General features: G+C 70.9%; 20 protein-coding genes and 1 pseudogene. 11 read left to right on the top strand and 10 right to left on the bottom strand.

Annotation, left to right across the window (positions count from 1 at the left end; genetic code table 11):
- The 3 genes and pseudogenes from ACI3KX_RS18000 to ACI3KX_RS17990 form a co-directional block, all read right to left on the bottom strand.
- Window positions 1-794, bottom strand: a pseudogene (locus ACI3KX_RS18000) (nitrite/sulfite reductase); the annotation flags it as partial.
- Between the two features lie 157 nt (window positions 795-951).
- Window positions 952-1,659 carry a sirohydrochlorin chelatase gene (locus tag ACI3KX_RS17995; RefSeq protein ID WP_404910577.1) on the bottom strand — a complete coding sequence of 236 codons (708 nt, stop codon included), beginning with the start codon at window positions 1,657-1,659 and terminating at the stop codon, window positions 952-954.
- Window positions 1,660-1,784: 125 nt separating this feature from the next.
- Window positions 1,785-2,723 carry a hypothetical protein gene (locus tag ACI3KX_RS17990; protein WP_404910576.1) on the bottom strand — a complete coding sequence of 313 codons (939 nt, stop codon included), beginning with the start codon at window positions 2,721-2,723 and terminating at the stop codon, window positions 1,785-1,787.
- A gap of 121 nt (window positions 2,724-2,844) precedes the next feature.
- Here ACI3KX_RS17990 and ACI3KX_RS17985 point away from each other — a divergent pair, with 121 nt between their 5' ends.
- Window positions 2,845-3,549, top strand: a complete 705-nt coding sequence (locus ACI3KX_RS17985; RefSeq protein ID WP_404910575.1) for a MarR family winged helix-turn-helix transcriptional regulator — start codon at window positions 2,845-2,847, stop codon at window positions 3,547-3,549.
- Between the two features lie 200 nt (window positions 3,550-3,749).
- Here ACI3KX_RS17985 and ACI3KX_RS17980 read toward each other — a convergent pair whose 3' ends face one another.
- The 3 genes from ACI3KX_RS17980 to ACI3KX_RS17970 all read right to left on the bottom strand — a co-directional run bounded on the left by ACI3KX_RS17980 (window position 3,750) and on the right by ACI3KX_RS17970 (window position 8,128).
- Complete coding sequence (locus ACI3KX_RS17980; RefSeq protein WP_404910574.1) at window positions 3,750-5,804, bottom strand: substrate-binding domain-containing protein; 2,055 nt, start codon at window positions 5,802-5,804, stop codon at window positions 3,750-3,752.
- 120 nt (window positions 5,805-5,924) lie between these two features.
- Window positions 5,925-6,497, bottom strand: a complete 573-nt coding sequence (locus ACI3KX_RS17975; RefSeq protein ID WP_404910573.1) for a hypothetical protein — start codon at window positions 6,495-6,497, stop codon at window positions 5,925-5,927.
- 128 nt (window positions 6,498-6,625) lie between these two features.
- Complete coding sequence (locus tag ACI3KX_RS17970; RefSeq protein WP_404910572.1) at window positions 6,626-8,128, bottom strand: MFS transporter; 1,503 nt, start codon at window positions 8,126-8,128, stop codon at window positions 6,626-6,628.
- Window positions 8,129-8,212: 84 nt separating this feature from the next.
- On the opposite strand from ACI3KX_RS17970, the gene ACI3KX_RS17965 reads away from it, so the two are divergent.
- The 6 genes from ACI3KX_RS17965 (at window position 8,213) to ACI3KX_RS17940 (ending at window position 14,889) form a co-directional block, all read left to right on the top strand.
- Window positions 8,213-9,796, top strand: coding sequence for an MFS transporter (locus ACI3KX_RS17965; protein WP_404910571.1), 1,584 nt, complete (start codon window positions 8,213-8,215; stop codon window positions 9,794-9,796).
- 37 nt (window positions 9,797-9,833) lie between these two features.
- Entirely contained in the window at window positions 9,834-10,595 is a 762-nt protein-coding gene (locus tag ACI3KX_RS17960; protein WP_404910570.1) for a peptidase M23, read from the top strand.
- Between the two features lie 190 nt (window positions 10,596-10,785).
- The gene (dnaK, locus tag ACI3KX_RS17955; protein ID WP_363355635.1) at window positions 10,786-12,693 is read left to right on the top strand and encodes a molecular chaperone DnaK; all 1,908 of its coding nucleotides are present in this window, start codon (window positions 10,786-10,788) and stop codon (window positions 12,691-12,693) included.
- A gap of 2 nt (window positions 12,694-12,695) precedes the next feature.
- On the top strand, window positions 12,696-13,325 hold the full coding sequence (locus ACI3KX_RS17950) for a nucleotide exchange factor GrpE (protein WP_363355633.1): 630 nt from the start codon (window positions 12,696-12,698) through the stop codon (window positions 13,323-13,325).
- 14 nt (window positions 13,326-13,339) lie between these two features.
- Window positions 13,340-14,335 carry a DnaJ C-terminal domain-containing protein gene (locus tag ACI3KX_RS17945; RefSeq protein WP_349425599.1) on the top strand — a complete coding sequence of 332 codons (996 nt, stop codon included), beginning with the start codon at window positions 13,340-13,342 and terminating at the stop codon, window positions 14,333-14,335.
- 80 nt (window positions 14,336-14,415) lie between these two features.
- Window positions 14,416-14,889, top strand: coding sequence for a heat shock protein transcriptional repressor HspR (locus ACI3KX_RS17940; RefSeq protein WP_363355631.1), 474 nt, complete (start codon window positions 14,416-14,418; stop codon window positions 14,887-14,889).
- 4 nt (window positions 14,890-14,893) lie between these two features.
- On the opposite strand, the gene ACI3KX_RS17935 is transcribed toward ACI3KX_RS17940, so the two are convergent.
- Entirely contained in the window at window positions 14,894-15,727 is an 834-nt protein-coding gene (locus ACI3KX_RS17935; RefSeq protein WP_404910569.1) for an inositol monophosphatase family protein, read from the bottom strand.
- A gap of 179 nt (window positions 15,728-15,906) precedes the next feature.
- Here ACI3KX_RS17935 and ACI3KX_RS17930 point away from each other — a divergent pair, with 179 nt between their 5' ends.
- Together ACI3KX_RS17930 and ACI3KX_RS17925 are read left to right on the top strand one after the other, a co-directional pair.
- Entirely contained in the window at window positions 15,907-16,473 is a 567-nt protein-coding gene (locus tag ACI3KX_RS17930; protein WP_404910568.1) for a dihydrofolate reductase family protein, read from the top strand.
- Window positions 16,474-16,554: 81 nt separating this feature from the next.
- Window positions 16,555-17,430 (top strand): hypothetical protein, encoded by an 876-nt coding sequence (locus ACI3KX_RS17925; RefSeq protein WP_404910567.1) that lies wholly within the window; start codon window positions 16,555-16,557, stop codon window positions 17,428-17,430.
- A 99-nt stretch (window positions 17,431-17,529) separates the two neighbouring features.
- Here the strand turns inward: ACI3KX_RS17925 and ACI3KX_RS17920 are convergent, their stop codons facing one another.
- Window positions 17,530-20,874, bottom strand: coding sequence for a collagen-binding domain-containing protein (locus ACI3KX_RS17920; protein WP_404910566.1), 3,345 nt, complete (start codon window positions 20,872-20,874; stop codon window positions 17,530-17,532).
- 102 nt (window positions 20,875-20,976) lie between these two features.
- On the opposite strand from ACI3KX_RS17920, the gene ACI3KX_RS17915 reads away from it, so the two are divergent.
- Window positions 20,977-21,399 (top strand): MmcQ/YjbR family DNA-binding protein, encoded by a 423-nt coding sequence (locus tag ACI3KX_RS17915; RefSeq protein ID WP_404910565.1) that lies wholly within the window; start codon window positions 20,977-20,979, stop codon window positions 21,397-21,399.
- Window positions 21,400-21,720: 321 nt separating this feature from the next.
- Here the strand turns inward: ACI3KX_RS17915 and ACI3KX_RS17910 are convergent, their stop codons facing one another.
- A complete protein-coding gene (locus ACI3KX_RS17910; protein WP_404910564.1) occupies window positions 21,721-23,346 on the bottom strand; it encodes an amidohydrolase in 1,626 nt (541 codons plus the stop codon).
- A gap of 81 nt (window positions 23,347-23,427) precedes the next feature.
- Between ACI3KX_RS17910 and ACI3KX_RS17905 the strand changes: the two genes are divergently transcribed.
- On the top strand, window positions 23,428-24,042 hold the full coding sequence (locus ACI3KX_RS17905) for a TetR/AcrR family transcriptional regulator (RefSeq protein WP_404910563.1): 615 nt from the start codon (window positions 23,428-23,430) through the stop codon (window positions 24,040-24,042).
- A gap of 27 nt (window positions 24,043-24,069) precedes the next feature.
- Here the strand turns inward: ACI3KX_RS17905 and ACI3KX_RS17900 are convergent, their stop codons facing one another.
- On the bottom strand, window positions 24,070-25,467 hold the full coding sequence (locus ACI3KX_RS17900; RefSeq protein ID WP_349425590.1) for a DUF2252 domain-containing protein: 1,398 nt from the start codon (window positions 25,465-25,467) through the stop codon (window positions 24,070-24,072).
- Window positions 25,468-25,538 lie beyond the last annotated feature (71 nt).

Below are 25,538 nucleotides of genomic sequence, written 5' to 3'. Positions count from 1 at the left end.
CCGCCGCCGACCCACAGGTCGTAGCCGACGCCCAGCTCGGGGTGCTCGAGGGCGACGAACGCGACGTCGTTGATCTCATGGACCACGTCCTGGCTGGGGTGTCCGGTGATCGCCGACTTGAACTTGCGGGGGAGGTTCGCGAGCGTCTCGTCGCCGATGAAGCGCGACGTGATCTCGTCGATCTGCGGCGTGGGGTCGATGAGCTCGTCGGCGGCGATGCCTGCCACGGGCGAGCCGAGCACGACGCGCGGCACGTCGCCGCACGCCTCGGTGGTCTGCAGGCCCACCGCCTCGAGGCGGCGCCAGATCTCGGGCACGTCCTCGACGCGGATCCAGTGCAGCTGGATGTTCTGGCGGTCGGTGATGTCGGCGGTGTCGCGGCCGAACTCGGTCGAGATGCCGGCGACCACGCGCAGCTGCGCGGTGGTCAACTGGCCGCCGTCGATGCGGACCCGCAGCATGAAGAACTCGTCTTCGAGCTCTTCGGGGGTCAGGGTCGCGGTGCGGCCGCCGTCGATCCCGGGCTTGCGCTGGGTGTACAGACCCCACACGCGGAACCGGCCGTGCAGGTCGGTCGGGTCGATGGAGGCGAAGCCGCCCTTCGAGTAGGTCTGCTCGATGCGGTCGCGGACGCTGAGGCCGTTGTCGACCTGCTTCCACTCCTCGTTGCCGTTGAGCGGCGCGGTGCCGTCGATCTTCCACTGGCCGTTCGGCTTCGACGACGCCCGCGGCGGTCGCACGGCGGCGCGCGGGCGTTCCGACGCAGCGCGCGCTTCGGTTTCGCTGATGGTCACGGTGGCCTCCGGGTGATCCCGGGCGTCCCCGGGCGGACTCTAACGAGTCCATTCCGTGAGGCTAGAAGCGACCGGGCCGAGGGCCTATCCGAACGTCAAGAGCCGTTAACCGGCGTAACGGGGCGTCACACAGTTGCGGGTGGACGCGTTCGTGGACTCAGTCCGATAAAGAGGCGACCGCGCGGTAGCGATCGACGACGATGTCGACCAGGGACACCGGCGGCTCGTCGTCGCCGAGGAGCGGCGGCGCCACGGGGGCGCCGCCCGCCATCCGCACGGCGAGGTCGTGGAAGTAGCCCGGCGCCAGGAGGTAGTCCGCCACCACGGTGCGCGCGGCCGGTGTCGCAGCGGCCTGTGCCACCGCGACGTCGAGCCGCGGGTCGGCGGCGGCGAGGAAGCCCACCGACACCTCGCGCCCGAGGCGTTCGCCGAGCATCATCGCGGTGACGCGGCAGTCCTCGTTCGCGCGGTCGTCACTGGATCCCGCCACCGCGAGCACGAGCGCGTCGCCGGCCGCCGGGGCGAGCGGCGCGAGTCGTGCCACGAGAGCATCGACGAGCCGGGGGTCGGGGCCGAGTGCCGGGGCGATGACGATGCCCTCCCTGCCCGCGGTCTGCGCGATGAGATCGACGCGCACGTGGTACCCGGCCGACAGCAGCAGGGGCACGATCACGACCGGCGTGCCCTCCGGGATCGCGTCGAGGGATGCCGCGACATCGGGCTGCTGCACGTCCACGTGCCCGAGGCGCACGGTGACCTCCGGGAGGCGCCGTGCGACGGCATCCACCAGCCCCGCCACGGCCGTCTGCCCGGCGGGCGACGCCGTTCCGTGCGAGATGGCGAGGAGCGCGGGCGCGTTGGTCACCTGCCCATTTTGCCTTCCGCGTGTGACGCGCGCGTGACACCGGGTCCGTGAAACCCCGCTCGCCTGTCACGAAGTGCGGCGTGCGGCCGCAGATCGTGACAGGCGAGCGGGGTGGATGCCGGGGGTCAGGCGGCGCCGGCGGCCTCGCGGCCTCGGGCGAACCCGGCGTCGAAGCCGCGCTCGTACGCGCGCTGGGTGCGCGGGCCGCCGCGGTGGCCCTGGTGGCCGTGACCGTGGTCGCCCTGGTGGTGGGGACCGCCGTGGTGACGGTGGTCGCCGTGCTCGTCGCCCTCGTGGTCGTGGTGGCTGTGGCCGGCGTGCGGGTGGTTGCCCGCGCAGCCGTGCTCACCGTAGCCGCGCATGGGCTCGTCGAAGCGCTCGGCCGGGTGGCCGGGGCGCCCGGGAGTGAAGCCGCGGTGGCGGTTGTGGCCGTAGCCGTCGTGGATGTCGGGATCGAACGGACGCGGACGCCCGCCGAAGCCCGGCCCCCGGCCCGGTCCGAAGCCGCGGCCGCCGAACTCGGGTCCGAAGCCAGGGGCGCCGCCGCGGCCGAAGCCGGGCCGCCCGAACCCTCCGAACCCTCCGAAGCCGCGCTCGCGGCCGGCGGAGTTCTCGTCCCAGCCGAACTCGCGGGCGACCGCTTCGAGGGAGGCGGTCAGCGCGGCGTACGCCTCGTCGTCGCCGACCGCGGCGACGACCCGCGACCGGATGCCGTCGACGACGGTGCCGATGCGCTCCTTCTCGGAGCGGCCGAGATCGGTGAGCGCCCAGGTTCCGTCGCCCTGCTCGACGACCCAGCCGCGCTCCTCGAGGCCGCGCAGGCGCTTGCCCTTGCGGGCCAGGCGCTCACGGAAGCCGGGGGCGTCGACGTCGCCCGAGAGCACGTTCAGCAGCATCCAGTCGCGGCGGGTGATGCCCTCGGCCTCGAGCGCCGTCGCGAACTCGCGCGTCAGCAGTGCGTCGACGGCTCGCAGCCAATGGCCCAGGGGGCGGCGGTCGGTGGGGCGGGGAGCGCCGGTCTCGTTCTCGTTGTCGTTCTCTTCGTTGTCTGTGTTGTCGCTCATGTGTGAAGTCCTTCGGGGAGGGGCGGCGTGAGAAGCCGCCACGTTTTACATGTCGAAGTGCATGTACATGCAGTGTGACATGCAGTTGGGATGCATGTCAAGTCACATGTAAGTTGGACGCATGCCGTCCACTCCCGACGACCCGTCCGACGCCATCGCGGCCGCGCTCGCCCGGCTGCGCGGTCGACGCATGCCGCGCCCGCCGTGGGCCGAGGGCGCCGGTCCGCACGGCGGAGGGCCCCACTCCCACGGTCATGCCGGGACTCACGGCGCCCATGGCCACGTCGGAGCGCACGGCGCCGGCGCCGATCACGGCGACGACGCGCCGGATCACGGGCACGGCGACGACATCCGAGGCTTCGCCGGCCGCGGTGGACGCGGCGGACCGTGGGGGCGCGGTGGAGTCGTCCCGGGCTTCGGCGGGCCGCCCGGGTTCGGCGGACCGCCGCCCTGGGGCGGCGCCGGCCGCATCGGCGGACCCGCACGCCTGCGGCTGCTCGAGGCGCTGGCCGCGGCATCCCACCCACTGTCGGTGGGCGAGATCGCCGACGCCGTGGGGGTCGATCAGCCCCGCGCGTCGCGGCTGGTGCAGCAGGCCGTCGAGCTCGAACTGGCTCGCCGGGAGGCCGACCCCGACGACGCGCGCCGCACGCGTGTGGCTCTGACGGATGCCGGCACCCGGCTGGTGCGCGGCTTCCGGGGCGAGCGGCGCGAGGCCATGGACGCAGCGCTCGCGGCCTTCACCGACGACGAGCGCGCCGAGCTCGCGCGCCTCCTCACCAAGCTCGCCGACTCCTGGCCCGGGGCGTCACCAACCGGTCGTTGAGCGAGGGAGCGCCAGCGAGCGCGACGAAACGCGCTGAGCGGTGCGAGACGGTCCGGGGCGTTTCGTCTCGCTCGTTCCTCGCTCGCTCAACGACCGGCGTGGGAGGGCGTTCGTCTCGCTCGTTCCTCGCTCGCTCAACGACCGGCGTTAGACCGGCGTTGGAGGGCGTTTCGTCTCGCTCGTCCAGGCCGCTCCGCGGGTCAGAAGCTCGTGACGAGATCGCCGAGCACGGCCTCGAGCTTGGACGGGTCGGTCGCGTCGTAGTAGTGCGCGCCGGTCGCGCTCGAGATCGACTGTAGGGTCGCCACGTCCGCGTCGGCACCGTAGGCGAGCGTGAAGATGAGCACCGGGGTCGCGTGGTGCATGTCCTTCAGGTTCGCGAGCATTTGATCGGCGCCGATGGTGGGGGCGTTGGGGGTGTCGTTCTCGCCGTCACTGAGCAGCACGATCGCGTTGATGTGGTCGCTCGTCCAGGACGCTGCCTGCTGCGCGGCGAACGTGTCGACGGCCTGGTACAGAGGCGTGTCGCCCATCGAGCTGAGTCCGCCGAGGGCCCCGAGGAACCCGTCGCGCGACGTTCCGATGTCGGTGACCGGCGAGACCAGGCCCGGCAGCATCGCACCGTCCGGCCCCTGCGCGAACGCGGCGAGCCCGACGTCGTCGCCGGTGGTGAAGTGCCCGAGCGCCGCCTCGATGGCCTTGCGCGCCTGGGCGAGCTTCGTGTCGCCCGCGGGGATGGGCTCGTCCATCGACCCCGAGACGTCGAGCAGGAACAGCACGTTCGCGCGCTTGCGCACCTCGGGGAACGACGCCTGCACGGCCGTCACCACGTCGGCGGCGGGGAACGCGAGCGTGCCGCGCTGTGCGCCCTGGAGCTGGCCGACCTTCTCGACGCTCTCGTCGAGCGCGCGGTTGAGGTCGCGGTAGCCGGCGGCGCGCACGGCCGACTGGCCCTGGGCGGTGTGCGTGAAGCGGATGAAGTCGGCGGCGGCCTCGGCCTCGACCGGATCGATCCATTCGCCGGTGAGGCGCATCACCGGGTTGTCGGCGGAGTAGTACCCGTCGGCGGGGTAGATGGGCACGAGCTGCTCCGACGGCGGCTCGCCCTGCGTGCGGGTGATGCCGTCACGGCTGGTGATGCCGCGGTTGTAGTCCCACACCGACTTCTCGTCGACGATGACCGCCGAGAGGAAGTCGGCGGTGGAACCGGATGCCTCGGCCTGGCGCGCGTGCCAGAGGAAGTGCTCCGGCGTCGCCATGTAGTGGCTGGTCGCCGTCTCGTTCTGGTGCACCTGGGCCTCGACGCCGGGATCCTGCACCTGGGTGGCGGTGAGCTCGGCCAGCGAGCCTGCCGCCGTGCCGTAGGACGCGTACATCGCCGCCTCGCCCGAGGTCGCCATCAGCGGGCTGGTCTTGCCGAGCTTGAACGCGCCCCATTCGGGGTGGCCGAGACCGCTCCACAGGTCGGGGTCGCCGGCGGCCTCGAAGATGGCGCTCCACGTCGGGGCCTCGGCATCCCATCCGATGGTCTCAGCGAGGTTCTCGGGCATCGCGATCACGACGTCCGAGATGCCGACGCTCGTGCCCTCGGCGCGCAGGTTGGTGGCACCCTGCGACTGGGCGACGTCGACCCAGGTGGAGGAGTCCGGCAGCCACACGGTGGGCTTCTGGTCGTCGGGCAGGCTCGGGAAGCCGGTGGCCACCACCGCGGCGGCGACGCCCGACTTGTCCTTCGTCGTCGTCACCGTCACGCACGAGCCGGCGACATTGCGGGGCTGGCTGTTGTAGGCGGCGGCGAGGCCCTCGACCATCTCGGCGTTCTCGAACGACGACAGGACGCTCACGGTGGCGCACGGCTGGGCGCCGGCAGTCGCGGCCGGCTCGTCCTGCGGGAACTCGATCGGCTCGACGACGGCGGGGGCTGCCGGCGCGGGGTCCTCCGCGACAGGCTCGGGCCCGGCGAAGTTCGAGACGATCGCGTACGACACCGTGCTGATCGATCCGACCAGCACGACGATGCCGACGACGGTGGTCCAGATCAGCATCTGGCGGCGGCGCTTGCGGCGGTGCTCACGGCGCTGCTCGATCGCCGACGGCTTCGTCGGCTGAGGCGGCTTCGTCGCCGATCCGGCTGCGGAGAAGGGGGGAGTGGAAGCGGAGGACGACGCTGCGGGAAGGGCAGCGGTCGCCGGTTGAGAGGACTGGCCGCGGCGGGGTCCGGGCGCGTCCTCGTCGCCGCGCGTGCGATCGCGCATGGGCATCCTCGAGGTCGATGCGGCCGTGAGGCCGGGCGGGGGGTCACCGGCCGGGTAGTCCGGTAAGGCTTGAGCCTAACCCCCTCGCGGTTGCGAGGCGAGGGTGAGGATGCCGAGAGATCACCGTGAGGCGGTGTTCAGCATCCCGATCAGCACCGCCGTCCACCACGCCGACTGCGACACGACCGCGCTCCAGACGCACCATGCCTGGAGCCTCCGGGGGAGCGCCGCGAACCGCACGCCGCTGGGGAGCCGGGCGAGTTCGTCGGTCAGTCGCGTCATCCCGACCCCGTTCATCGCCGCGACGAGCACGGCGATCATCTTGATCGCCGTGAGCGGCTGGCCGAGGTCCGGCTGCAGGAACGCGCCGGTCCCGAGCAGCCCGACGATGCCGAGCCACGCGAGCCCGCTCACCGTGCGCTCGACGCGGCGGAGGTCGTCGAGACCGGCGCGGCGCAGCATCCAGAGCAGTCCGCTCATCTCGAGGAGGACCGCGGCGCCGAGCCCCACGATCACCGACGCGAGGTGGCCGAAGAGCGCAGGAGTGTGCAGCCACGCGGGGGGGACGACGGTCGTGCCGATCCACAGCGAGATGAGCATCGCCAGCAGCACGCCCCAGTACCCGACCGCGCGGCGATGACGCGCGGCGCGTCGGCGCTCGGCGAGTCGTCGGGGGGTGCGAGGGATCGACACGGTGCCTCTCGGGAATCGGCTGCAGCGCGGGAAGCGCGACGGCCCCCCAGTCGCACCGGTGAATTCTCACCGATTGCGAGGGTATCCGATGCGGCGGTGCTTCCGGCCGGTCGCGCGGACGCCGCGACTCAGCGCGGACTGCGCGCCGGCGCCGCTGCGATGTCCGCGGGCCTCACCTTCACCGGCAGCAGCAGGAGGAGTCCCGCGAGCAGCACGATCACGATGCCGAGGATGCCGTAGTGCGTCGCGCCGAACCAGCCGATGAACGCGGCCCAGAGCAGCGGCGACAGGAAGCTCATCACGCGGCCGGTGGTGGCGTAGAGACCGAACACCTCACCCTGCATGCCGGCGGGGGTGACGCGGGCGAGCAGCGATCGGCTGGATGCCTGGGCGGGGCCGACCGCGGCCGACAGCAGGATGCCGCCCACCCAGAACACCGGCTTGCCGCCCTCGCGCAGGAAGAAGACGAACAGCGCGCTCACGATGAGGATGGTGAGCGCCGTGATGATGACCGCGCGGGCGCCGAACCGGTCGTCGAGGCGGCCGGCGATGATCGTCGACACGCCGGCGACGAGGTTCAGCGCGATGCCGAACGCGATGACCTCGGTCGCGCTGAAGCCGAACGACACGGCGGCGAGCACTCCGCCGAAGGCGAAGACGCCGGCCAGGCCGTCGCGATAGACGGCGCTGGCGATCAGGAACCAGAACGTCGGCCGGTGCTCGCGGAAGAGCGCGACGATGTCGCGCACGAGCACGACGTAGCCCTCGAAGAAGCCGACGCGCCGGCGGTCGGGGCTCGCCGGCGACTCGGGCACGAGGAAGACGAAGGGGAGCGCGAACAGCACGGTCCAGATCGCGGCGCCGACCGCGATGAGGCGGTACGCCAGCCCGTCCGACACGTCGAGCCCGAACCAGTCGAAGGTGTTGAGCACCACGACGAGAGCGAGGGCCAGGATGCCGCCGATGTACCCGAGCCCCCAGCCCAGACCGCTGACGCGGCCGATCGTCTTCGGAGTCGAGACCTGCACCAGCATCGCGTTGTAGTTGACGCCCGCGATCTCGGAGGCGACCGATCCGAGTGCGACGAGGATCGCTCCGAGCCAGAAGAACTGGGGCTCGGCGTAGACGAAGAAGAGCGCGAACTGCAGCAGCGCCAGCACGGCGGTCGCACCGACCACCCAGCGCTTCTTGGTGCCCGCCGCGTCGGCGCGCTGGCCGAGCACGGGTGCCAGCAGCAGGATCAGGATGCCGGCGGCGAAGGTGACCCAGCCGTACCACTCCGCGAGATCCGAGAGGGCGCCGCAGTACTCCGTCGCCGCGTCCGCCGCCCGCGAGCACACCATCTCGCCGTCGGCGTTCTGCGCCGCGACGCCGGCGGGGAGGAACGCGTCCGACACCAGGTACAGCGACACGAAGACGAACGTCAGGATGACCGAGTTGAAGGGCTGCGTCGCCCAGTCCCACAGCGCCCAGGCGAACACCCGTCGCCGGGGGACCGGGGTCTCGTCCAGTCCGTCGGTGTTGAGCGCCGCCGTCGACAGGACGTGCTCCGGAGGGCTGCCCGCGCCGGGGGCGCCGGCGGGCTGCGCGGCAGCGCCGGGCTCGTCCGATCCGGGGGCGGGGGAGCTCATGTCGGTCACGGTAGGGCCCTTCGGTGAACGGCGGGTGCGCACTCACCGTAGCGCTCGAGGGGCGCCGGGTGGTTTGCTTCGTCCATGACTGGGGATACCCCGCCCGCGCCGGCCTTCAATGGGCGCCTCGCCATCCTTCTCGCGATGGCGATGTTCGTCCTCGTGGTCGACACCTCGATCATGAACGTCTCGATCTCGGCGGTGGTGACCGAGCTCGACACGACCGCCAGCGGCGTGCAGGGTGCGATCGCGCTCGAAGCCCTGGTGTCGGCCGCCTTCATCCTGCTCGGCGGCAAGATCGGCGACCTCATCGGCCGGAAGCTCGCCTACACCCTGGGCCTCCTCGGCTATGCGGTCGGCGCGGTGGCGATGACGTTCGCACAGAGCCTCACCGCCGTCATCATCTTCTGGGCGGTGATCGGCGGCATCGGCGCATCCCTCCTCCTGCCGTCGATGCAGTCGCTCATCCACGGCAACTTCGCCGGCGATCACCAGAAGCGCGTCTACGCGCTCGTGGGCGCCTCCGCCGCCATCGCGGCGGCGGTCGGCCCGCTGCTCGGCGGATTCATCACGACGTTCTGGTCGTACCGGGTCGCATTCGCGCTCGAGGCCGTCATCATCGCCGTGGTGCTCCTGGGCCTCGGTCTCGTGAAGGACGTGAAGTACCACGGAGACCGCTCCATCGACCTCGTCGGCGCGGGGCTGTCGGTCGTCGGCATGGGCGGCGTCGTGCTCGGCATCCTGGTCTGGCAGGAGGGCGGCGGCTATGTCGCGCTCCTGATCGGCCTCGGCCTCGTCGCGCTCGGCGGGCTCGCGTGGTGGCTCAACGCGCGCAAGAAGCGGGGTAAGCCGGTGCTGCTGGACCCGGCGCTGTTCTCGTCGAAGCCGTTCCGCACCGGGGTGAGCGGGCAGCTCCTTCAGCAGGTCGCGCTCGGCGGCACGATGATCGTGCTGCCGCTCTACCTGCAGATGGTGCTCGAGTACAACGCGCTGCAGGCGGGCCTGTCGATCGCACCGCTGTCGCTCAGCATGTTCGTGGTGGCGATCTGGGCGGGCCGGCGGGGCAAGGGGCGCCCGGCGAACCTCATCCTCATGGGCTTCTCGCTCGCCCTCGTCGGTCTCGTCGCCATCGTGCCCCTCGTACCGATCGCCGACTCGGGTTGGTACCTCGCGGTGCCGCTCATCATCGCCGGGTCGGGCCTCGGCCTGCTCGTCTCGCAGCTCAACAACTACACTCTGTCGCCGATCTCCGACGAGCGGGTCAGCGAGGCCGCCGGAGTCAACTCGGCGGCAGGGTCTTTCGGGCTCTCCTTCGGTCTCGCGTTCGCCGGCGCCATCATGCTCGCGACCCTCGCCGCGTCGTTCACATCGCTCGCATACTCGAGCACGGTGCTGTCGGCGGACCAGCAGGAGCAGGTCGCGACCGTACTCGAGGAGGATGCCGAGCTGATGTCGAACACGGGCCTCGAAGAGCTCCTCGCAGACGAGCCCCCGGCGGCCGCCGCCGAGGTCGTCCGCATCAACACCGAAGCCCGCCACATCGCGCTGCAGGTCGCGCTGCTGATCCCCATCCTCGCTGCGCTGCTGGGCGCGCTGAACGCGCTCCGCATGCGGCGCCTGCCCGACCCGAAGCCGAACGAGGCCGCGGAGGGGACGATGCTCGGGTGAGCGGGCCGCTCCCAGGTGTGACTGCGAGACTTCCCCCATGGCGCGATCCGTCCCCTCACGAGCCGGCGCGCGCCGCCCTGCTCCCGCGAAGAAGCGAAGCGCGTCGCGTCCCGTGCCGAGTGGCCGGCGCCGCTCCACCGCCGCGCGCCGGCGTGCGGCCGCAGTCCGTGCCCGGCGGCTGCGGTCGGCACTGATCGTCGCGATCGTGACCATCGCGATCGTCACGGTCGCGGGCATCGCCGCCGTGTTCACGGTCGTCGGCAGCGCCGCCCGCGGCTTCGGGGACTGCGCGAGCTTCGCCCTCGCGCCCGGTGAGGCCCCGGCATCCGTGTCCCAGTGGAACACCGAGCAGCTCGACAACGCCGCCGTCATCATGGGCGCGGGCAGCGACCTCGGCCTGTCGGCGCGCGACCAGGCGATCGGCGTCATGACCGCCATGGGGGAGTCGTCCCTGCGCAACCTCGACCACGGCGACTGGGAGACGAGCGGCGTCACCAATCCCGACGGCAGCCGCACCACCTCGGTCGGACTGTTCCAGCAGCAGGACAGCTGGGGCAGCCGTGAACAGCGCATGGACCCGTACACCGCGGCCACGCTGTTCTACCGCGCGATGGCGAAGGCCGTCCCCGACGGCGAGAGGCCGGCGCTGGCGCCGACCCTTGTCGCTCACCGCACCCAGGTCAACGCCGACCCGCAGCACTACGCGCGCTACTGGCCCGCCGCCGTCGGTGTCGTCGAGAAGCTGTCGGGCGTCGACACCGGTCTCTACGACGCCGATCGCCTGCGCGAGTGCCGGTGAGAGCACTGAACGCGCCGCACGCCAACTTGAGCCAGGTCGTATCAACTTTGATTTGACGGATGCCGCACCCCGGGCGTATGGTTGAGCCATCGCGACTCAACCTCGACGAGTGGGGTGGGGACGCGAGCAGACTTCCCATCGACCCCGGGCGCCGGCATCCGTTCTGCGTCCATATGAAGGAGAGATACACATGGCACGTGCTGTTGGAATCGACCTCGGTACGACCAACTCGGTCGTGAGCGTCCTCGAGGGCGGCGAGCCCAAGGTCATCGCGAACGCCGAGGGTTTCCGCACGACCCCGTCGGTCGTCGCATTCACCAAGGACGGCGAGGTGCTCGTCGGCGAGACCGCCAAGCGCCAGGCCGTCACCAACGTCGACCGCACCGTCTCGTCGGTCAAGCGCCACATGGGCACCGACTGGACGTTCGAGGTCGACGGCAAGAAGTGGACGCCGCAGGAGATCTCCGCGCGCATCCTCCAGAAGCTCAAGCGCGACGCCGAGCAGTACCTCGGCGACACGGTGACGGATGCCGTCATCACGGTCCCCGCCTACTTCAACGACGCCGAGCGCCAGGCCACCAAGGAGGCCGGCGAGATCGCGGGCCTCAACGTCCTGCGCATCATCAACGAGCCGACCGCGGCGGCGCTCGCGTACGGCCTCGACAAGGGCAAGGAGGACGAGCTCATCCTCGTCTTCGACCTCGGTGGCGGCACGTTCGACGTCTCCCTCCTCGAGGTGGGCAAGGACGACGACTTCTCGACCATCCAGGTGCGCGCGACCGCCGGCGACAACCGCCTCGGCGGCGACGACTGGGACCAGCGTCTCGTCGACTACTTCATCAAGCAGTTCAAGGACACCACCGGTGTCGACGTCTCGGGCGACAAGATCGCGCTGCAGCGCCTCAAGGAGGCCGCCGAGCAGGCGAAGAAGGAGCTCTCGAGCTCGACCTCGACCTCGGTGAACCTTCCGTACCTGTCGCTGACCGACTCGGGCCCCGTCTCGCTGTCGGAGACGATCACGCGCGCGAAGTTCGAGGACCTCACCAAGGACCTCCTCGACCGCACCAAGAAGCCGTTCGAGGACGTCATCCGCGAGGCCGGCATCAAGGTCGGCGACATCGACCACGTCGTGCTCGTCGGCGGTTCGACCCGCATGCCCGCGGTATCGGAGCTCGTGCAGCGTGAGGCAGGCAAGGAGCCCAACAAGGGCGTGAACCCGGACGAGGTCGTCGCCGTCGGCGCGGCCCTCCAGGCCGGCGTCCTCAAGGGCGAGCGCAAGGACGTCCTCCTCATCGACGTCACACCCCTGAGCCTCGGCATCGAGACCAAGGGCGGCATCATGACGAAGCTCATCGAGCGCAACACCGCCATCCCGACCAAGCGCAGCGAGACCTTCACGACTGCTGACGACAACCAGCCGTCGGTCGCCATCCAGGTCTTCCAGGGCGAGCGCGAGTTCACCCGCGACAACAAGCCACTGGGCACGTTCGAGCTGACCGGCATCGCGCCGGCTCCGCGCGGCATCCCGCAGGTCGAGGTCACCTTCGACATCGACGCGAACGGCATCGTCCACGTCTCGGCGAAGGATAAGGGCACCGGCAAGGAGCAGTCGATGACGATCACCGGCGGCTCGTCGCTGCCGAAGGACGACATCGAGCGCATGGTGCGCGAGGCCGAGGAGCACGCCGCCGAAGACAAGAAGCGCCGCGAGGCCGCCGAGGTGCGCAACCAGGCCGAGACCCTGTCGTACTCGATCGAGAAGCTCATCAAGGAGAACGAGGACAAGCTTCCCGAGGACGTCAAGAACGAGGTCCAGGGCGACGTCGACGCTCTCAAGACCGCGCTCGCGGGCGAGGACGACGAGGCCGTGAAGACCGCGTTCGACAAGCTCAACCAGAGCCAGGGCAAGCTCGGCGAGGCGATCTACGCCTCCGGCCAGGCCGCTCAGTCGGCTCCGGACGCTTCGGCAGGCTCGGGGACCGGTTCTGAGTCTGGTGACGCCCAGGGTGCGACGAACTCCGACGAGGATGTCGTCGACGCCGAGGTCATCGACGAAGACGAAGAGAACCCTTCGGCAAGCTCAGGGGAGTCGAAGTAACCATGGCCGACAAGGACCACGACCCCACGGCCGGCTCGGGAGCCGGCGACGAGGAAGAGGTCCGTCCTGACGAGGAGGGGTCGGAGGCACAGGCCTCCGGCCCCGTCCCGCAGGACGGAGAAGAGCCGGACGAGGGCGACGAGCTGACGGTGGACGACATCCTCGGGTCGGCGCAGAACGCCGATGCCGCGGCCGAGGACGCCGTGCTGGCCGACCTCGAGTCCGCGCTGCTGAACGACCTCAAGCGACTGCAGGCGGAGTACGCCAACTATCGCCGTCGCACCGAGGAGCAGCGCGAGGTCGAGATCGAGCGTGCCCAGGGCGCGGTCGCGAAGGGCCTGCTGCCGGTGCTCGACGACCTCGACCGCGCCGAGAAGCACGGGGACCTCGAAGAGGGCTCGCCGTTCGCCGCGATCGCCGTGAAGCTGCGCGGCGTCGCCGAGCGCATGGGACTGACCACCTACGGCGCAGCCGGAGAGGTCTTCGATCCGCAGCACCACGAGGCGATCTTCCAGGTGCCGACGCCCGGCGCGACCGAGACCACGATCCTCGAGGTCGTCGAGATCGGCTACCGCCTCGGCTCGGTGGAGCTGCGTCCGGCGAAGGTCGTCGTCGCGGTTCCTGCCGACTAGCCCGAAGGAGCACCATGGCCAGTCAGGACTGGTTCGACAAGGACTTCTACTCGGTGCTCGGCGTCTCGAAGGACGTCAGCGAGGCTGACCTCAAGAAGACGTACCGCAAGCTCGCACGGAAGTACCACCCCGACTCCAATCAGGGTGACGCTGCCGCCGAAGCGAAGTTCAAGGAGGTCAGCGAGGCGTACTCGGTGCTCTCCGATGCGGAGCAGCGCAAGGAGTACGACCAGATCCGCGCGATGGGCTCGGGCGCCCGCTTCACCGCGGGCGGCCAGGGTGGAGCAGGCGGCTTCGAGGACGTCTTCTCGATGTTCAATCAGGGCCGCGGCGCGCGGTACCAGAACGCCGAGGACTTCGACGACATCTTCGCGATGTTCAACCAGCAGCAGGGTGCGGGCTTCGGCACGGGCCGGTTCGGGCAGTCGACCGGTGGTTTCCGCGGCTACGGCGGCCCGACCCGCGGGGCCGACGTCACGGCGCGCACGACGATCGACTTCGTCACGGCGACCAAGGGCGAGACCATCTCGCTGCAGGGTGAGGACGGCAAGCCGTTCAAGGTGAAGATCCCTGCCGGGGTGTCGGACGGGCAGAAGATCCGTCTGCGCGGGCGCGGCCGCCCGTCGCCCGACGGCGGAGAGAACGGCGACATCGTCGTGCAGGTCGCGGTGCGCCCGCATCCGGTGTTCACCCGCGACGGGCTCAACCTGCGCGTCACCGTGCCGGTCACGTTCACCGAGGCGGCGCTCGGCGCCACCATCGAGGTGCCCACGCTCGGAGGCGACCCGGTGCGGCTGCGCGTCGCGCCGGGCACGCCGTCCGGCCGCGTGCTGCGCGTCAAGGGGAGGGGCGTCGAGACCGCCAAGGGCACCGGCGATCTCCTCGCCGAGGTGCAGGTCGCGGTGCCCTCGCACCTCGACGACGCCGCCCGCGAGGCGCTCGAGCGCTTCCAGAGCCTCGAGCCCAAGGAGAACCCGCGCGCCGACCTCATGGCGAAGGCGCAGGGCTGAAATCATGATGAAGTCGGTCGTTGAGCGGCCACGTTCGTCGCTCGCTCAACGACCGGGTGTGTGAGAAGGAGGTGAGGGGCATGGCTGAACCGCACGACATCGACGAGGATGCCCCGATCTTCGCGATCGCCGTCGCCGCCGAGCTGTCGGGCATGCACCCGCAGACCCTCCGCCAGTACGACCGGCTGGGACTCGTCGTGCCCGCCCGCACCCAGGGCGGTTCGCGTCGCTACTCGCTACGGCACGTCGAGCAGCTGCGCGAGGTGGCGCGCATGTCGGCGGACGGCATCGGACTGCCCGCCATCGTGCGGATCCTCGAGCTCGAGAACCGCGTGCAGGAGCTGCACGGGCGCGTGCGAGACCTCGAGGACCGCATGCGAGCGGAGCTCGAGAAGCGCCCCGGCGCCCGGGTGTTCGCCGCCGGTTCCACCGGCAACGTCGTGACCCTGCGCCACGGCACCCGCATGCGGCGGGCGACCGAGGTCGTCGTGTGGCGACCCCGCACGCCGATCGCGCCGGCCGCCGAGGACCGCGAGCAGTCCGCAGGCGACTGACGCGCTACGCCGCCTCGCCGTCCGCTGTGTGAAGTCGGTCGAGCAGGAAGGCGTGCGTCTCGGCATCCGCGGCAGCCACCAGGCCGTGGTCGCCGGTGTGCAGCTCGTCGCCGGCGAGGTTGGTGATGACCGCGCCCGCCGCACGGCACAGCGCGATCCCGGCCGTCCAGTGGACGCTGCCGCGCAGATCGCCCCCGGTGATGTAGCCGGCCTGCTGGCCGGTGGCGACCCACGCGAGAGCCAGCGTGGTCGATAGGAAGCGGGGGCTGAACCGCGCGCGGAAGACCTCGTCCGACAGCAGGCGGGTGCCGCTGTCATCAGGAAAGCTGGACTCCAGGTTCACGGTGACCAGCCGGGACGACGAAGCCGGTTGCAGGCGGCGGTCGGCGCCGGTTTCGGCCTCGATCGCCGCAGTGCGATGCCAGGCAGCCACGCCGTCCGTCCAGAACACGTCGCCGGCTGCGGGATCGGCGACCGCGGCGGCGGTGGTGACGTCATCGATGTCCAGTGCGACGTTCACGGCGAACAGGGGCATGCCGGCAGCGAAGTTGAGCGTGCCGCAGATCGGATCGACCAGCCACCGGCGGCGCCCGTCGCCGCTGGATCCGAGTTCCTCGCCCACGATCGCGTCGCCCGGCCGCAGCTCGGCGAGCACGTCACGGATCGCGCGCTCCGTCTCGACGTCGGCTTCCGTCGTGAAGTCGAGACCTCGATCGGCCGTACGCCGGCTTCCGGTGTTGTAGCGCGCTCGCGCGACGGCGGCACCGGCCGACGCGGCGCGCACGGCCACCTCGGCATCAGCATCGGGATCGGCATCGGCAGCGGGATGGTGAGCCATCCGTCCAGTCAATCAGTCTGGTCGCTTCGCTGCGGTGGGGAGGCACCGAGGGAGCAGCACACCCCGTGCGGAATCCTCCCTCCGACGCGAGATGTCGGCCGGCTCGCTAGGGTTCTGCAGGAGGCTGGTCGACATCCGCACGGCGAGAGTTCTCGCTGCCGACATCGTGAGGTTCAGACATGGGCAAGGTCGCGTGGGGATTCACCTGTTCGATCGACGGGTTCATCGCCGGGCCTGATCATGACATGAGCTGGTTGTCGGCAGCGGAGCCGATGGCGCCGGGCGCCACCGAGCGCATGGCGGCCGAGGTCGGGGTGATCATCTCCGGGAGAGACGGCTACGACGCGGCGAAGGCCCAGCAGGACGAGCGGGACGAGGTGACCTCCGAGGCCTACGGCGGCGCCTGGTCGGGAACGGAGTTCATCCTGACGCATCGTCCTCACGAGATCGCGGACGACGCCTCCATCGTCGCGGTGAACTGCACCGTCGTCGAGGCGATCCGCCGGGCGCAGGAGATAGCAGGCGACAAGGACGTGCAGATCATCAGCGCAGACATCGCCCGCCAGGCCCTCGAGCATGACCTCATCGACGAGCTGCAGGTCTTCGTCGCGCCGGTGTTCCTCGGCGACGGCACCCGCATCTTCGATGTCCCCGGCGGGCGCCGCTATGACTGGGAGCTGGTCGAGATCTACGAGGGCGCAGAGCGCAGCTTCGGCCGGACGTACCGGCCGAAGCGCGTCGACTGACGCTGCCCTCCTCTCTGCACTCTCCCCAGGTTCGCCGCTCCTCCTCACAGGCGCCGGCCGCATGCTGGCACTATGCAAGGGATGGACACTGCCACCCTCGACGAACTGCGCGCACTCCGGGCCCGCGCGTACGGTCCCTCGGCCGACATCGACCAGGACCCGGCCGCGCTGAGACGACTGCGCGAACTCGAGGCTCGCGAGCGGCCGGGGGCGGCATCCGACGCGGTCGCACTGGTCCACACGCCTGCCGTGCCGGCGGAGCACGAGTCGGCAGCGGCGAGAACCGAACCGGCGGCGCAGGCCGAGCCTTCGTCCCCGCGGGTTCCCGCGTCGCAGCCGAACTCGCAGCCGACGCGGCACGTCGAGGGTCACGGCGAGTCGCCGTCAGGCGAGCACCTCGTGGCAGAGGCGGACTCGACGTCCACCAGCGCCGATCCCGCGCCACCGAAGGGCGGCCTGCGCCTGCGCACGCGACTGCTGTGGGTGCTGTCGGTGGTTGTGGCAGCCACCGTCGCAGCCGGAGTCACCTATGCGATCACGTCGATGGCTCCCGTCTCGGTCTCCAGCGGTGCCGAGCAGATCGCCACCCTCGAGCCCGACACGCTGGTGGACGTGCCCGCGGGCTGGTTCGGCGCCGGGCTGAGCTCGGCCGCCTACGAGTACTACGGACTCACTCTCTTCGAGGCCGCCGGCGGCTTCAGCTCCGCCGGGAACGGAACCGACTGCTTCACGATCGTCGCGACGGACCAGCTGCCCGCCGACGACGCCGACACGAACTCCTGGTCGATGAACGGACCGATCTACTCCGGCTGTCGGGTGGGCGTCTTCCCTGCCACCGTGCAGTTCGCGATCGACAGCAACAGTCCCGAAGAGCTGCGTGCGCGCTTCCCTGACGGCAGCGCACTGCAGTTCGTCCGCGACGGCGATCGCATCGGGGTGTTCCACTCCAGCGAATAGGCCGTCTGCGTTCGTGGGCAACGGCGCATGCGCGCTGATCCGCGGCGAGGACGGGCACGCGTGGCCGGCCCCACCCTCGCGGCGGTGGAGCGCCTGACGTCAGGTGCGCCGTGTGCGCTGCGTCCGTCGCGTGGCCAGCAGTGCACCGAGGGCGATCAGCACGACCGAGCCGATCGGGACCAGCGGCGAGATCGCGCCGCCACCGGTCGCCGGAAGCGGCCGGGTCACCGCCGTGTTCGTCAGCGTGAGCTCGGCCACGTCGGTATCGCGGGCGACCGACATGGGCAGCAGCGTTCGCCCGTTCGCCTCGGGTGTCAGAGTCTCTCCGTCGACGGTCCACACCGGAGCGCCCCAGTCGACGCCGGGCACGGAGGGCAGTTCGCCCTCCTGCACCTCGAGGATGGTTCCGACCGGGAAGTACGGCGAATACACCGGGACGTTCGGGGTGAGCTCCACGCGCGGCTGGGCCACGCCGTCCCACCACCAGTCGACGGGGAACGTCGTCCCGGAAGGCACGGCGGATGCGGCATCCCCGTCCACTACCTTCGTCACGGCCCAGCGCGTCAGCTCGACCGCGGTGTTGGTGACCTCGAGCACAGGGGTCGTGCCGAACTCGACCACGACGTGGCTCGACGGGCTCCAGATCGTCTCGCCCCACTCGAACCCTGGCGGCAGAGCGGATGCCTCGACCTCGGTCTCGGCGAGGTCCACGGCGGTGCCGATCGGGAACTCGAGCGGCGCGCCCGTCTCGTCGACCGGACCGGCAGGCGTGCCGTCGGCGGGGAGCGAGAAGGTGCCTGTCACCGGGTCCTGCCCGGGGATGTGCGCGATGTAGGCGACAGTGAAGGAGTCGACGAGCAGCTCGTCCGGATCGATCCCGACGAGGTCCTTGACCACTTGGAACGTGCCGGTGATCAGCGTGGCGTCGTTGGTGAGCGTCGTGCTCACGACGAGCTCGCCGTCGGCGCCGATCACGAGCTCGTCGGGGTCGAACGTCGCGGGTCCCCACATCACGCCGCGGACGGCCGGTGCGGCCTGCTCCTCGAAGGTCACCACCGTGCCGAAGGGGAAGGTGAGCGGCGCGCCGCGGTCATCGACCGGACTCACCGGTGTGCCGTCGCCGGAGACGCGCATGGTGCCGGTCTCGACGGCGCCCGTGGGCAGTGTCGCCGTCCAGGTCACCGTGACCTCGAGGCCGGAGGGCACGCTCTCGGGGGGAATGCCTGTGAACGCCTTCGCCACGTCGAAGGTGCCCTCGCGCAGCGCGTTCACGACCTCGATCGCGATGTCGCCCGATTCCGGCAGCGGGATCGAGACGATCGCGGTCTCGAGCGGACCGGCTCCCTCGAAGTTCCCGGGACGGTACTCGGTCACGACACCGTCGACCGTGACGCGGATGACGGGCGTGAACCAGTCGTCCGGATCGACGGGCGTGCCGTTCACCGTCGGTATCAGCTCCGCCAGCTGCAGCGCCTCGGCACCGGCCTCGACATCGTCGAGCAGCTCGGGATCGCCGACGGGGAGCACTCGCGTCGTGCGGGTGCCCGGCGGGTCGGTGTTGTAGCTGACGGCGAACTCGTAAGCGGGGTCGGCGGCGTCTCCGAGGGCCGATTTCACGATGGTGATGGTGCGCTCGGTCTCGGCGGGCGTGACGGCGTTGACCAGTTCGACGGCGACTGTGCCGGTCTCGCCGATGACGAACGTGCGTCCGGGAGTCCAGTGCGCGCCCGCCCACTCGTAGCCGACCGGAGGCTCGATGCCGTCGAGCTCCTCGGTGAGCACGATGACGGTGCCGACCGGGAAGTCCTGACCGACGTCGACGACAGTGCCGTCGAACGGCACATCCAGCGTGCCTGAGCCGATCTGCTCGCCGCCGAAGGTCGCGGTCCACGCCACGGGGACGGTGGGTTGGGACGGCTCACCCGGCTGACCGCCTGACACGTCCTCGATCGATTTCGCGATGCTGAACGTGCCCGTCTGCGCGGTCGCGGTGTTCGTGACCACCACCTGCGCCGTGCCGGCGCCGATGGTGAGCGGATTCGGGTCGATCGTCGGATCGCCCCAGAGCCATCCGGGCACGGACTCCGGCGCGATCTCCTCGAACTCGACGGTGGTGCCGATCGGGAACTGGCTGTCGGCGACGACGGGAGTGCCATCGGCCGGCACCTCGAGCGTCCCCGTCGCGACGGTGCCATCCGGCTCCGCGGCGATGTAGTTCACGGTGAACGTGGTGCCCGCGGGCAGATCGTCGGGTGCGATGCCCGACAGCTCCTTGCGGACGGCGAAGGTGCCGCTGTCGGCGCTGCACGAGATCTCGCTCGAGAAGAGGAAGGAGTGCGTCTCGCCGCCCTGCAGCGTCACGTTCCGGCCGATCACCTGCCCGTCCAGAGGCGCCGCGTCGACGGTGACCGACGCCTCGGGGGCGTAGATCGAGCCGTCGATCCTCGCCTCGGCCGCCGTCACGGTGACATCTCCGGTGAGCTGGGAGAGGTCCCACAGCATGTACGGCGAGAAGGCGCCCTGAGGGTCGGCGCGCGCACCGACCACGTCGGTGGTGCCGGCGGGAACGCGGATCACCAGGGGATTCGAGACGCCCGGTGTCGGGCCGGGGGAGAACTGGATCAGCGCCGTGCCGGCGATGTCGGCGTAGTCGACGATGTTCGGCTGATCGGCGCTCAGGGGTGCCAGCACGACGCGGCTGCCGGCGTCCTCGGCCACCTCGACCGGATAGCCGACGCCCGCGATGGGGTCGGCGATGTCGTCGAGGCAGCTGCTCGCCTCCTCCCACGACGCATCGCGGTTGGCCTCGACATAGTCGGCAACGGCCGTGGCGGAGGTGTTCGCGGTGAAGATGCTGTTGTTGCCCGCGGCACCGCTCGGGGGTGCGGCATCCTCCGGGTACTGCTGATGGGTCGAGTCGATGAGCGGCGTCTGATCCGGGTTTGCCGGGTTCTGGTTCAGGCGCAGCCAGTCGGCGCGGGCGAACGCCTGCCACCCGCCGTCCCGGTCCACCATCTTGAGGTCGCCCCACAGCGCCGGGTCGCTGGTGCCCGCGCTGGTGATCGCCAGGATGCCGGTGCTCGCCGTGCTGTACTCGCCGACGAGGAAGCGCGTCGGGTCGCCGTCGACCGTGGGCAGGTCGTAGTCGCCGGTGCCGGCGGAGACATGGATGATCGCGTACTGGCTCGCGGCGGCCGGTGCGACGGTCGCTGTGCCACCGACGGCGATGCTCCCTTCGGTCTCCTGGTTCTGCAGGAGTGCGTCCTCCCGGGCGTACACCGTGAAGCCGCCCGCGATGGCGAACGGATTGACGGTCTCGGGGTAGGCCGCCTGTGCCGGCGCGGGCTGGGCGATGCCTGCGGTGACGGCACCTGTCGTGGCGAGCAGGGTCGCTGCGACCCCTGCGATCCAGCGCCGCAGGCGCGGCCGCTCCGTACGTACCATCAAGTGTCTTCCCCCCGGTCGGCTGTTTCAGTACATCACACGGCGGGAGACGGAGACAGAAACGTTTCGTGTCGCGTGGATTTCGGGCGCATGATGGTGGTCATGGCGACTCTCGACGACGTGCGCGCCATCGCGCTCGGGTTTCCCGAGGTGGTCGAGCGCGTCGACGGTCACCGCGGCGGGGCCTCCTGGCGTACCCCCGCCGGAGCGTTCGTCTGGCAGCGCGGGCCGAGCGGCCGCGACCTCGAGCAGCTGGCGGCGCTCGGGCGCGAATGGCCGCCAGGCGACGTCGTCGGTGTGCGGACCGACGGGCAGCAGGTGAAGCGGGCGCTGCTCGAGACCTATCCCGACGCGTTCTTCACCATCCCCCATTTCGACGGGTATCCCGCCGTCCTCGTACGCCTCGACGGCATCGACCTGGCCCAGTTGCGCGAGGTCGTCACCGACGCCTGGCTGCTGAAGGTGCCCAAGCGCGTCGCGAACGGGTGGCTCGCCCAGCATCCGCCGGCGTCTCCCGCCCCCTGATCCCGGGATCCGTACCGCGCTCCGCATGGTCTCTGCAACAGGTCAACCGGGCTTGTACAGGACGTTCGGCAACCGGGATCTCCTGTGGAAGCGTGGTTGACCTGTGGAAGTGCGGTTGACCTGTGGAAGCGTGGTTGACCTGTGGAAGCGTGGTTGACCTGTGGAAGCGTGGTTGACCTGTGGAAGCGTGGTTGACCTGTGGAAGCGTGGTTGACCTGTGGAAGCGTGGTTGACCTGTGGAAGCGTGGTTGACCTGTCGAAGCAGCGGTCGGAGTGCGCCGGCGTCACCGAGCGCGTGATCCGCGACGCCCGAAGCCGCTGTCAGAGTGTGCCGGCGTCGTGGACCGTCGCGCCCGCGACGACGGTGCGCACGACGCGGGCGGTGAGCAGCGACTCCGGCCCCGCCGCGAACGGGTCGACGTCGACGATCGCGAAGTCGGCGGCGAGGCCCGCCTCGAGCCGCCCACGCGTCCCGCCGTCCCCGACGGAGGCCGCGGCATCCCTCGTCGCGTGGGCGAGGGCCTGCTCGAGGGGCAGTGCGTACTGCGGATGCCGCGGCGCGAACGACCCGTCGAGCGCCGACTTGCGGGTGGCCGCGATGTACATGTTGGGCAGCGCCTCGTGGGGAGCGGTCGGCGCGTCGGTCGAGAACGCGAGCAGCGCGCCGGCCTCGACGTACTCGGGCCACGCGAAGGCGCGGTCGACGCGTTCGTCGCCGAGCATCGCCGCCCAGTTGTCGAAGATCGCGGGGTCGGCGTGCACGGGCTGCATCGACGCGGTCACGCTGAGCCGCGCCATCCGCTCGGCGGTGCCGGGCGCGGCGTACTCGAGGTGCTCGATGCGGTGCCGGCGGGCCCGGGGGCCGTTGACCTCCGCCGCGTGCTCGAGCGCGTCGAGGACGATGTCGCTCGCGAGGTCGCCGATCGCGTGCAGCGCCACCTGCAGTCCTGCGGCGTCGGCTGCGGCGACGACGGGTTTCATGTCGGCGAGCGGCCAGATGGGCTCGGCGTTCGAGCCGTTGGAATACGGATGCCGCATCGCGGCGGTGCAGGCATCGATGACGCCGTCGACCACGAGCTTGATGCCGACCACCCGCAGCCACGGTGATCGCACCGTCTCGGCGAGCTCCGCCGCCCGGGCGACCTGCGCCAGATTCGCGGCCTCGTCACCGGTGTTCTCGACGAACCAGTGCGCGGCGACCCGGAGCGGCAGGCGCCCGCCGCGCCGCTCGGCGGCGCGCTGGAACGCGGCGAGGCCGAGCTCGTCGAACGCCATGTCGACCGCCCCGGTCACGCCGCTCGCCGCATACGCGGCGAGCGTGCGCTCGACGGCGGCGTCTCGGTCGCTGTCGTCGGTCTGCTCGGCCAGGAACGCCCACGCGTGCGCCTGTGCCGCCGTCTCGTAGAGCATGCCGTCGGGCTCGCCGCCGGCATCCCGCCCGATGCGGCCGCCGAGCGGATCGGGGGTGTCGCGGGTGATGCCCAGCTCCGCGAGGGCGGCCGTGTTGACCCAGCACGAGTGGTAGTCGTTGGCGTCGAGGTACACCGGCACGTCGTCGACCGCCGCGTCGATCATGGCGGCGGTGGGGATGCCGCGGGGCACGGAGTCGAAGAGCCAGCCGCGTCCGAGCACGCGCACCGCGTCGGGTCGGGCCTCGCGCGCGGCGCGAAGGCGCTCCTGGATCTCGCCCAGCGTGCGCGCGTCGGTGAGCCCGACCCGGCCGAGAGCCTCGCCCATCATGACGAGGTGGGTGTGCGCATCGGTGAAGCCGGGGAGCAGCAGGCGGCCGCCCAGATCGACGGTGGCGGCATCCGGTCCCGCCGCAGCAGTCGCGCGCGCCGCGTCGCCGGCGAACACCACGGAGTCGCCGTCGACGACGAGGGCGTCGGCCCAGGGCTGCGCGCCGGCGGTGAAGATGCGCCCCCCGGTGTAGACGGTCGCGGTCATGCGGGAACCTCCCTGTGCCCGGAACCGCGTCGCGGTCCGCTTAAACGAATACCGTTCGTTATTATGCCTCATGGAGGACGGATGCCGAGACCCAGAGTGAACCTGCTGTCGGTGGAGCTGATCGCCGACGCCGCCATCGACCTCGCCGACTCGGGCGAGCCGTTCGGCGTGAACGCCCTCGCACGCCGGCTGGGCGTGACGCCGTCATCGCTCTACAACCACGTGGACGGCAGGGACGCGATCGTCGAGCTCATGCGCGGTCGCCTGTCGCGGCGCTATCTGCCCGCGGCCATCACGGGGGAGTGGGATGCCGTGGTCATCGGCACCGTGCGGGCGCTCCGGCGCCTGTACGCCGAGCATCCGCTCATCGTGCCGCTCATCGTCGGCAAGACCATCACCGACCCAGATGTGATCGCCGGCTACGACCGCCTCGCGACGGCGCTCGTCGCCGCAGGGGTCGCCGACGACGAGGTGCTCGCGATCGTCGCCGTCGTCGATGCGTATGCGATCGGGTTCGGCATGGACCTCGCGTCGCCCGACGAGATCTGGCGACCGGACGTGCCCACCGCGACGCTCGGCCGGCTGATCGCGGGCGCGGCCGGGGGCTCCGAGCGCAGCGACGCCGCCTTCGAGATCGGCCTCGACATGCTCGTCGCCTCTCTCCGCATGCGGATCGAAGGCCCTCAAGCGCCGTGAGGCCTGCTCAGGCGCCGTGAGGCCTGCTCAGGCGGCCGCCTCCACGCCGCGGTGCGTCCGGAACAGCTTCCAGTCCGCGCGCGAGAGATCGGCGTACGCGTAGGCCCATTCGAGGATCGCCTCGCCCGCGACGCGACCCCCTCCGGCATACCCCGCCACGGCGGCGGAGGCAGGGGACTGGCCGTGTGCGCGGGCGAGCGTCGCCGCGCAGGCGTCGGCGTACCAGAGGAACCCCTTGTCATCGAGCGCGTCCATGTCGAACCCGCCCTTCTTGTCGCGGAACTGGCGGACGTAGAAGTCGCGCTGGGCCCCGTACGTCGTGCGGCCCACATAACCGAGGAACGGGTCCGACACCGCCTGGAGGATGCGCTGCATCCCGACCACGCGCCCGCCGTCGCCGAACTGGTCGATGAACCGCGAGACGCCTTCCGGCTGCTCGGCCTTGCCGTGCTCGATGAGCACGCTCCTGCCCGCCTCCTTGCCCTGCAGCAGCAGGACGCCGTCGTCGCCGTCCTGCATGGCGATCACGAAGCACCTCGTCCCGACGCTGCCCACTCCCACCACACGCAGGGCGATGTCCGACAGACGGTACTTCTGCAGGAGCGCTCGGATGTCGATGTTCGCCGTCTGCACGTACTGGTCGAAGACGCGGAGGACGCGCTCCTCGGACTCGGCGTCGATGTGGGTCATCGTCGGCGGCGCCTCGACGAAGACGATCCGCCCGTCGGCGTCGAGCTGCGTCATCTTCTTCGCCGCCCGCGCGCCGGTGCGCTTCTCGGCCTCCTTGATCGCGGAGTCGATGGCGGCGCGCGTCTCGTCGTCGACGGCTCGCTCGGCGGCCAGGGCGTCGAAGCGGTCGTAGTAGCGCTTGAGGGGACTGCGCTTGGCGCCCGCGCCGATCGAGCGCGCGTAGACGCGCACCGCATCGAGCGACGCCTCGCGGACCACCGAGTCGGAGCGCCCGGTCGACTGCCCGGCGATGACGATGCTGGTGACCAGTCGCTTGACGTCCCACTCCCACGGCGCCCACGCGGACTCGTCGAAGTCGTTGAGGTCGAAGACGAGGGTCCGCTGCGGTGACGCGTACAGCCCGAAGTTGGAGACGTGCGCGTCGCCGCACGACCCGACGCTCACGCCGCTGCTCGGCGAGCGGGCGAGGTCGGCGGCCATAAGGGCGGCGGTTCCCCGGTAGAACGCGAAGGCGCTGGCCGCCATGCGCTCGGTGCGCAGGGGAACGAGCTCAGGGACGCGGTCCGCGTCCTGGGCGTCCAGGATGCCCATCGGATCGCGATCGTTCGTGGGCAGCTCGGCGAGCGCTTCGCGAGGGTTCTGCTCACGTGCGGTGCGACCCTCCGCCACGTGGTCGGCATAGGACGGCAGAGGAGCCCATGTGCGCCCGATCGGCGACTCGGCGGTGGTTGACATGCGCCCAGTGTGGCACTGCGGTGCACCGCTCGTAAGTGGCGATACCCTGACCGCGTGACCCGCCCCGCGCC

This window comes from Microbacterium sp. ZW CA_36 (assembly GCF_044987475.1).
Taxonomy (GTDB): domain Bacteria; phylum Actinomycetota; class Actinomycetes; order Actinomycetales; family Microbacteriaceae; genus Microbacterium.
Note: the sequence above shows the minus strand (reverse complement) of the source record. Positions and strands in the feature narration are given on the sequence as shown.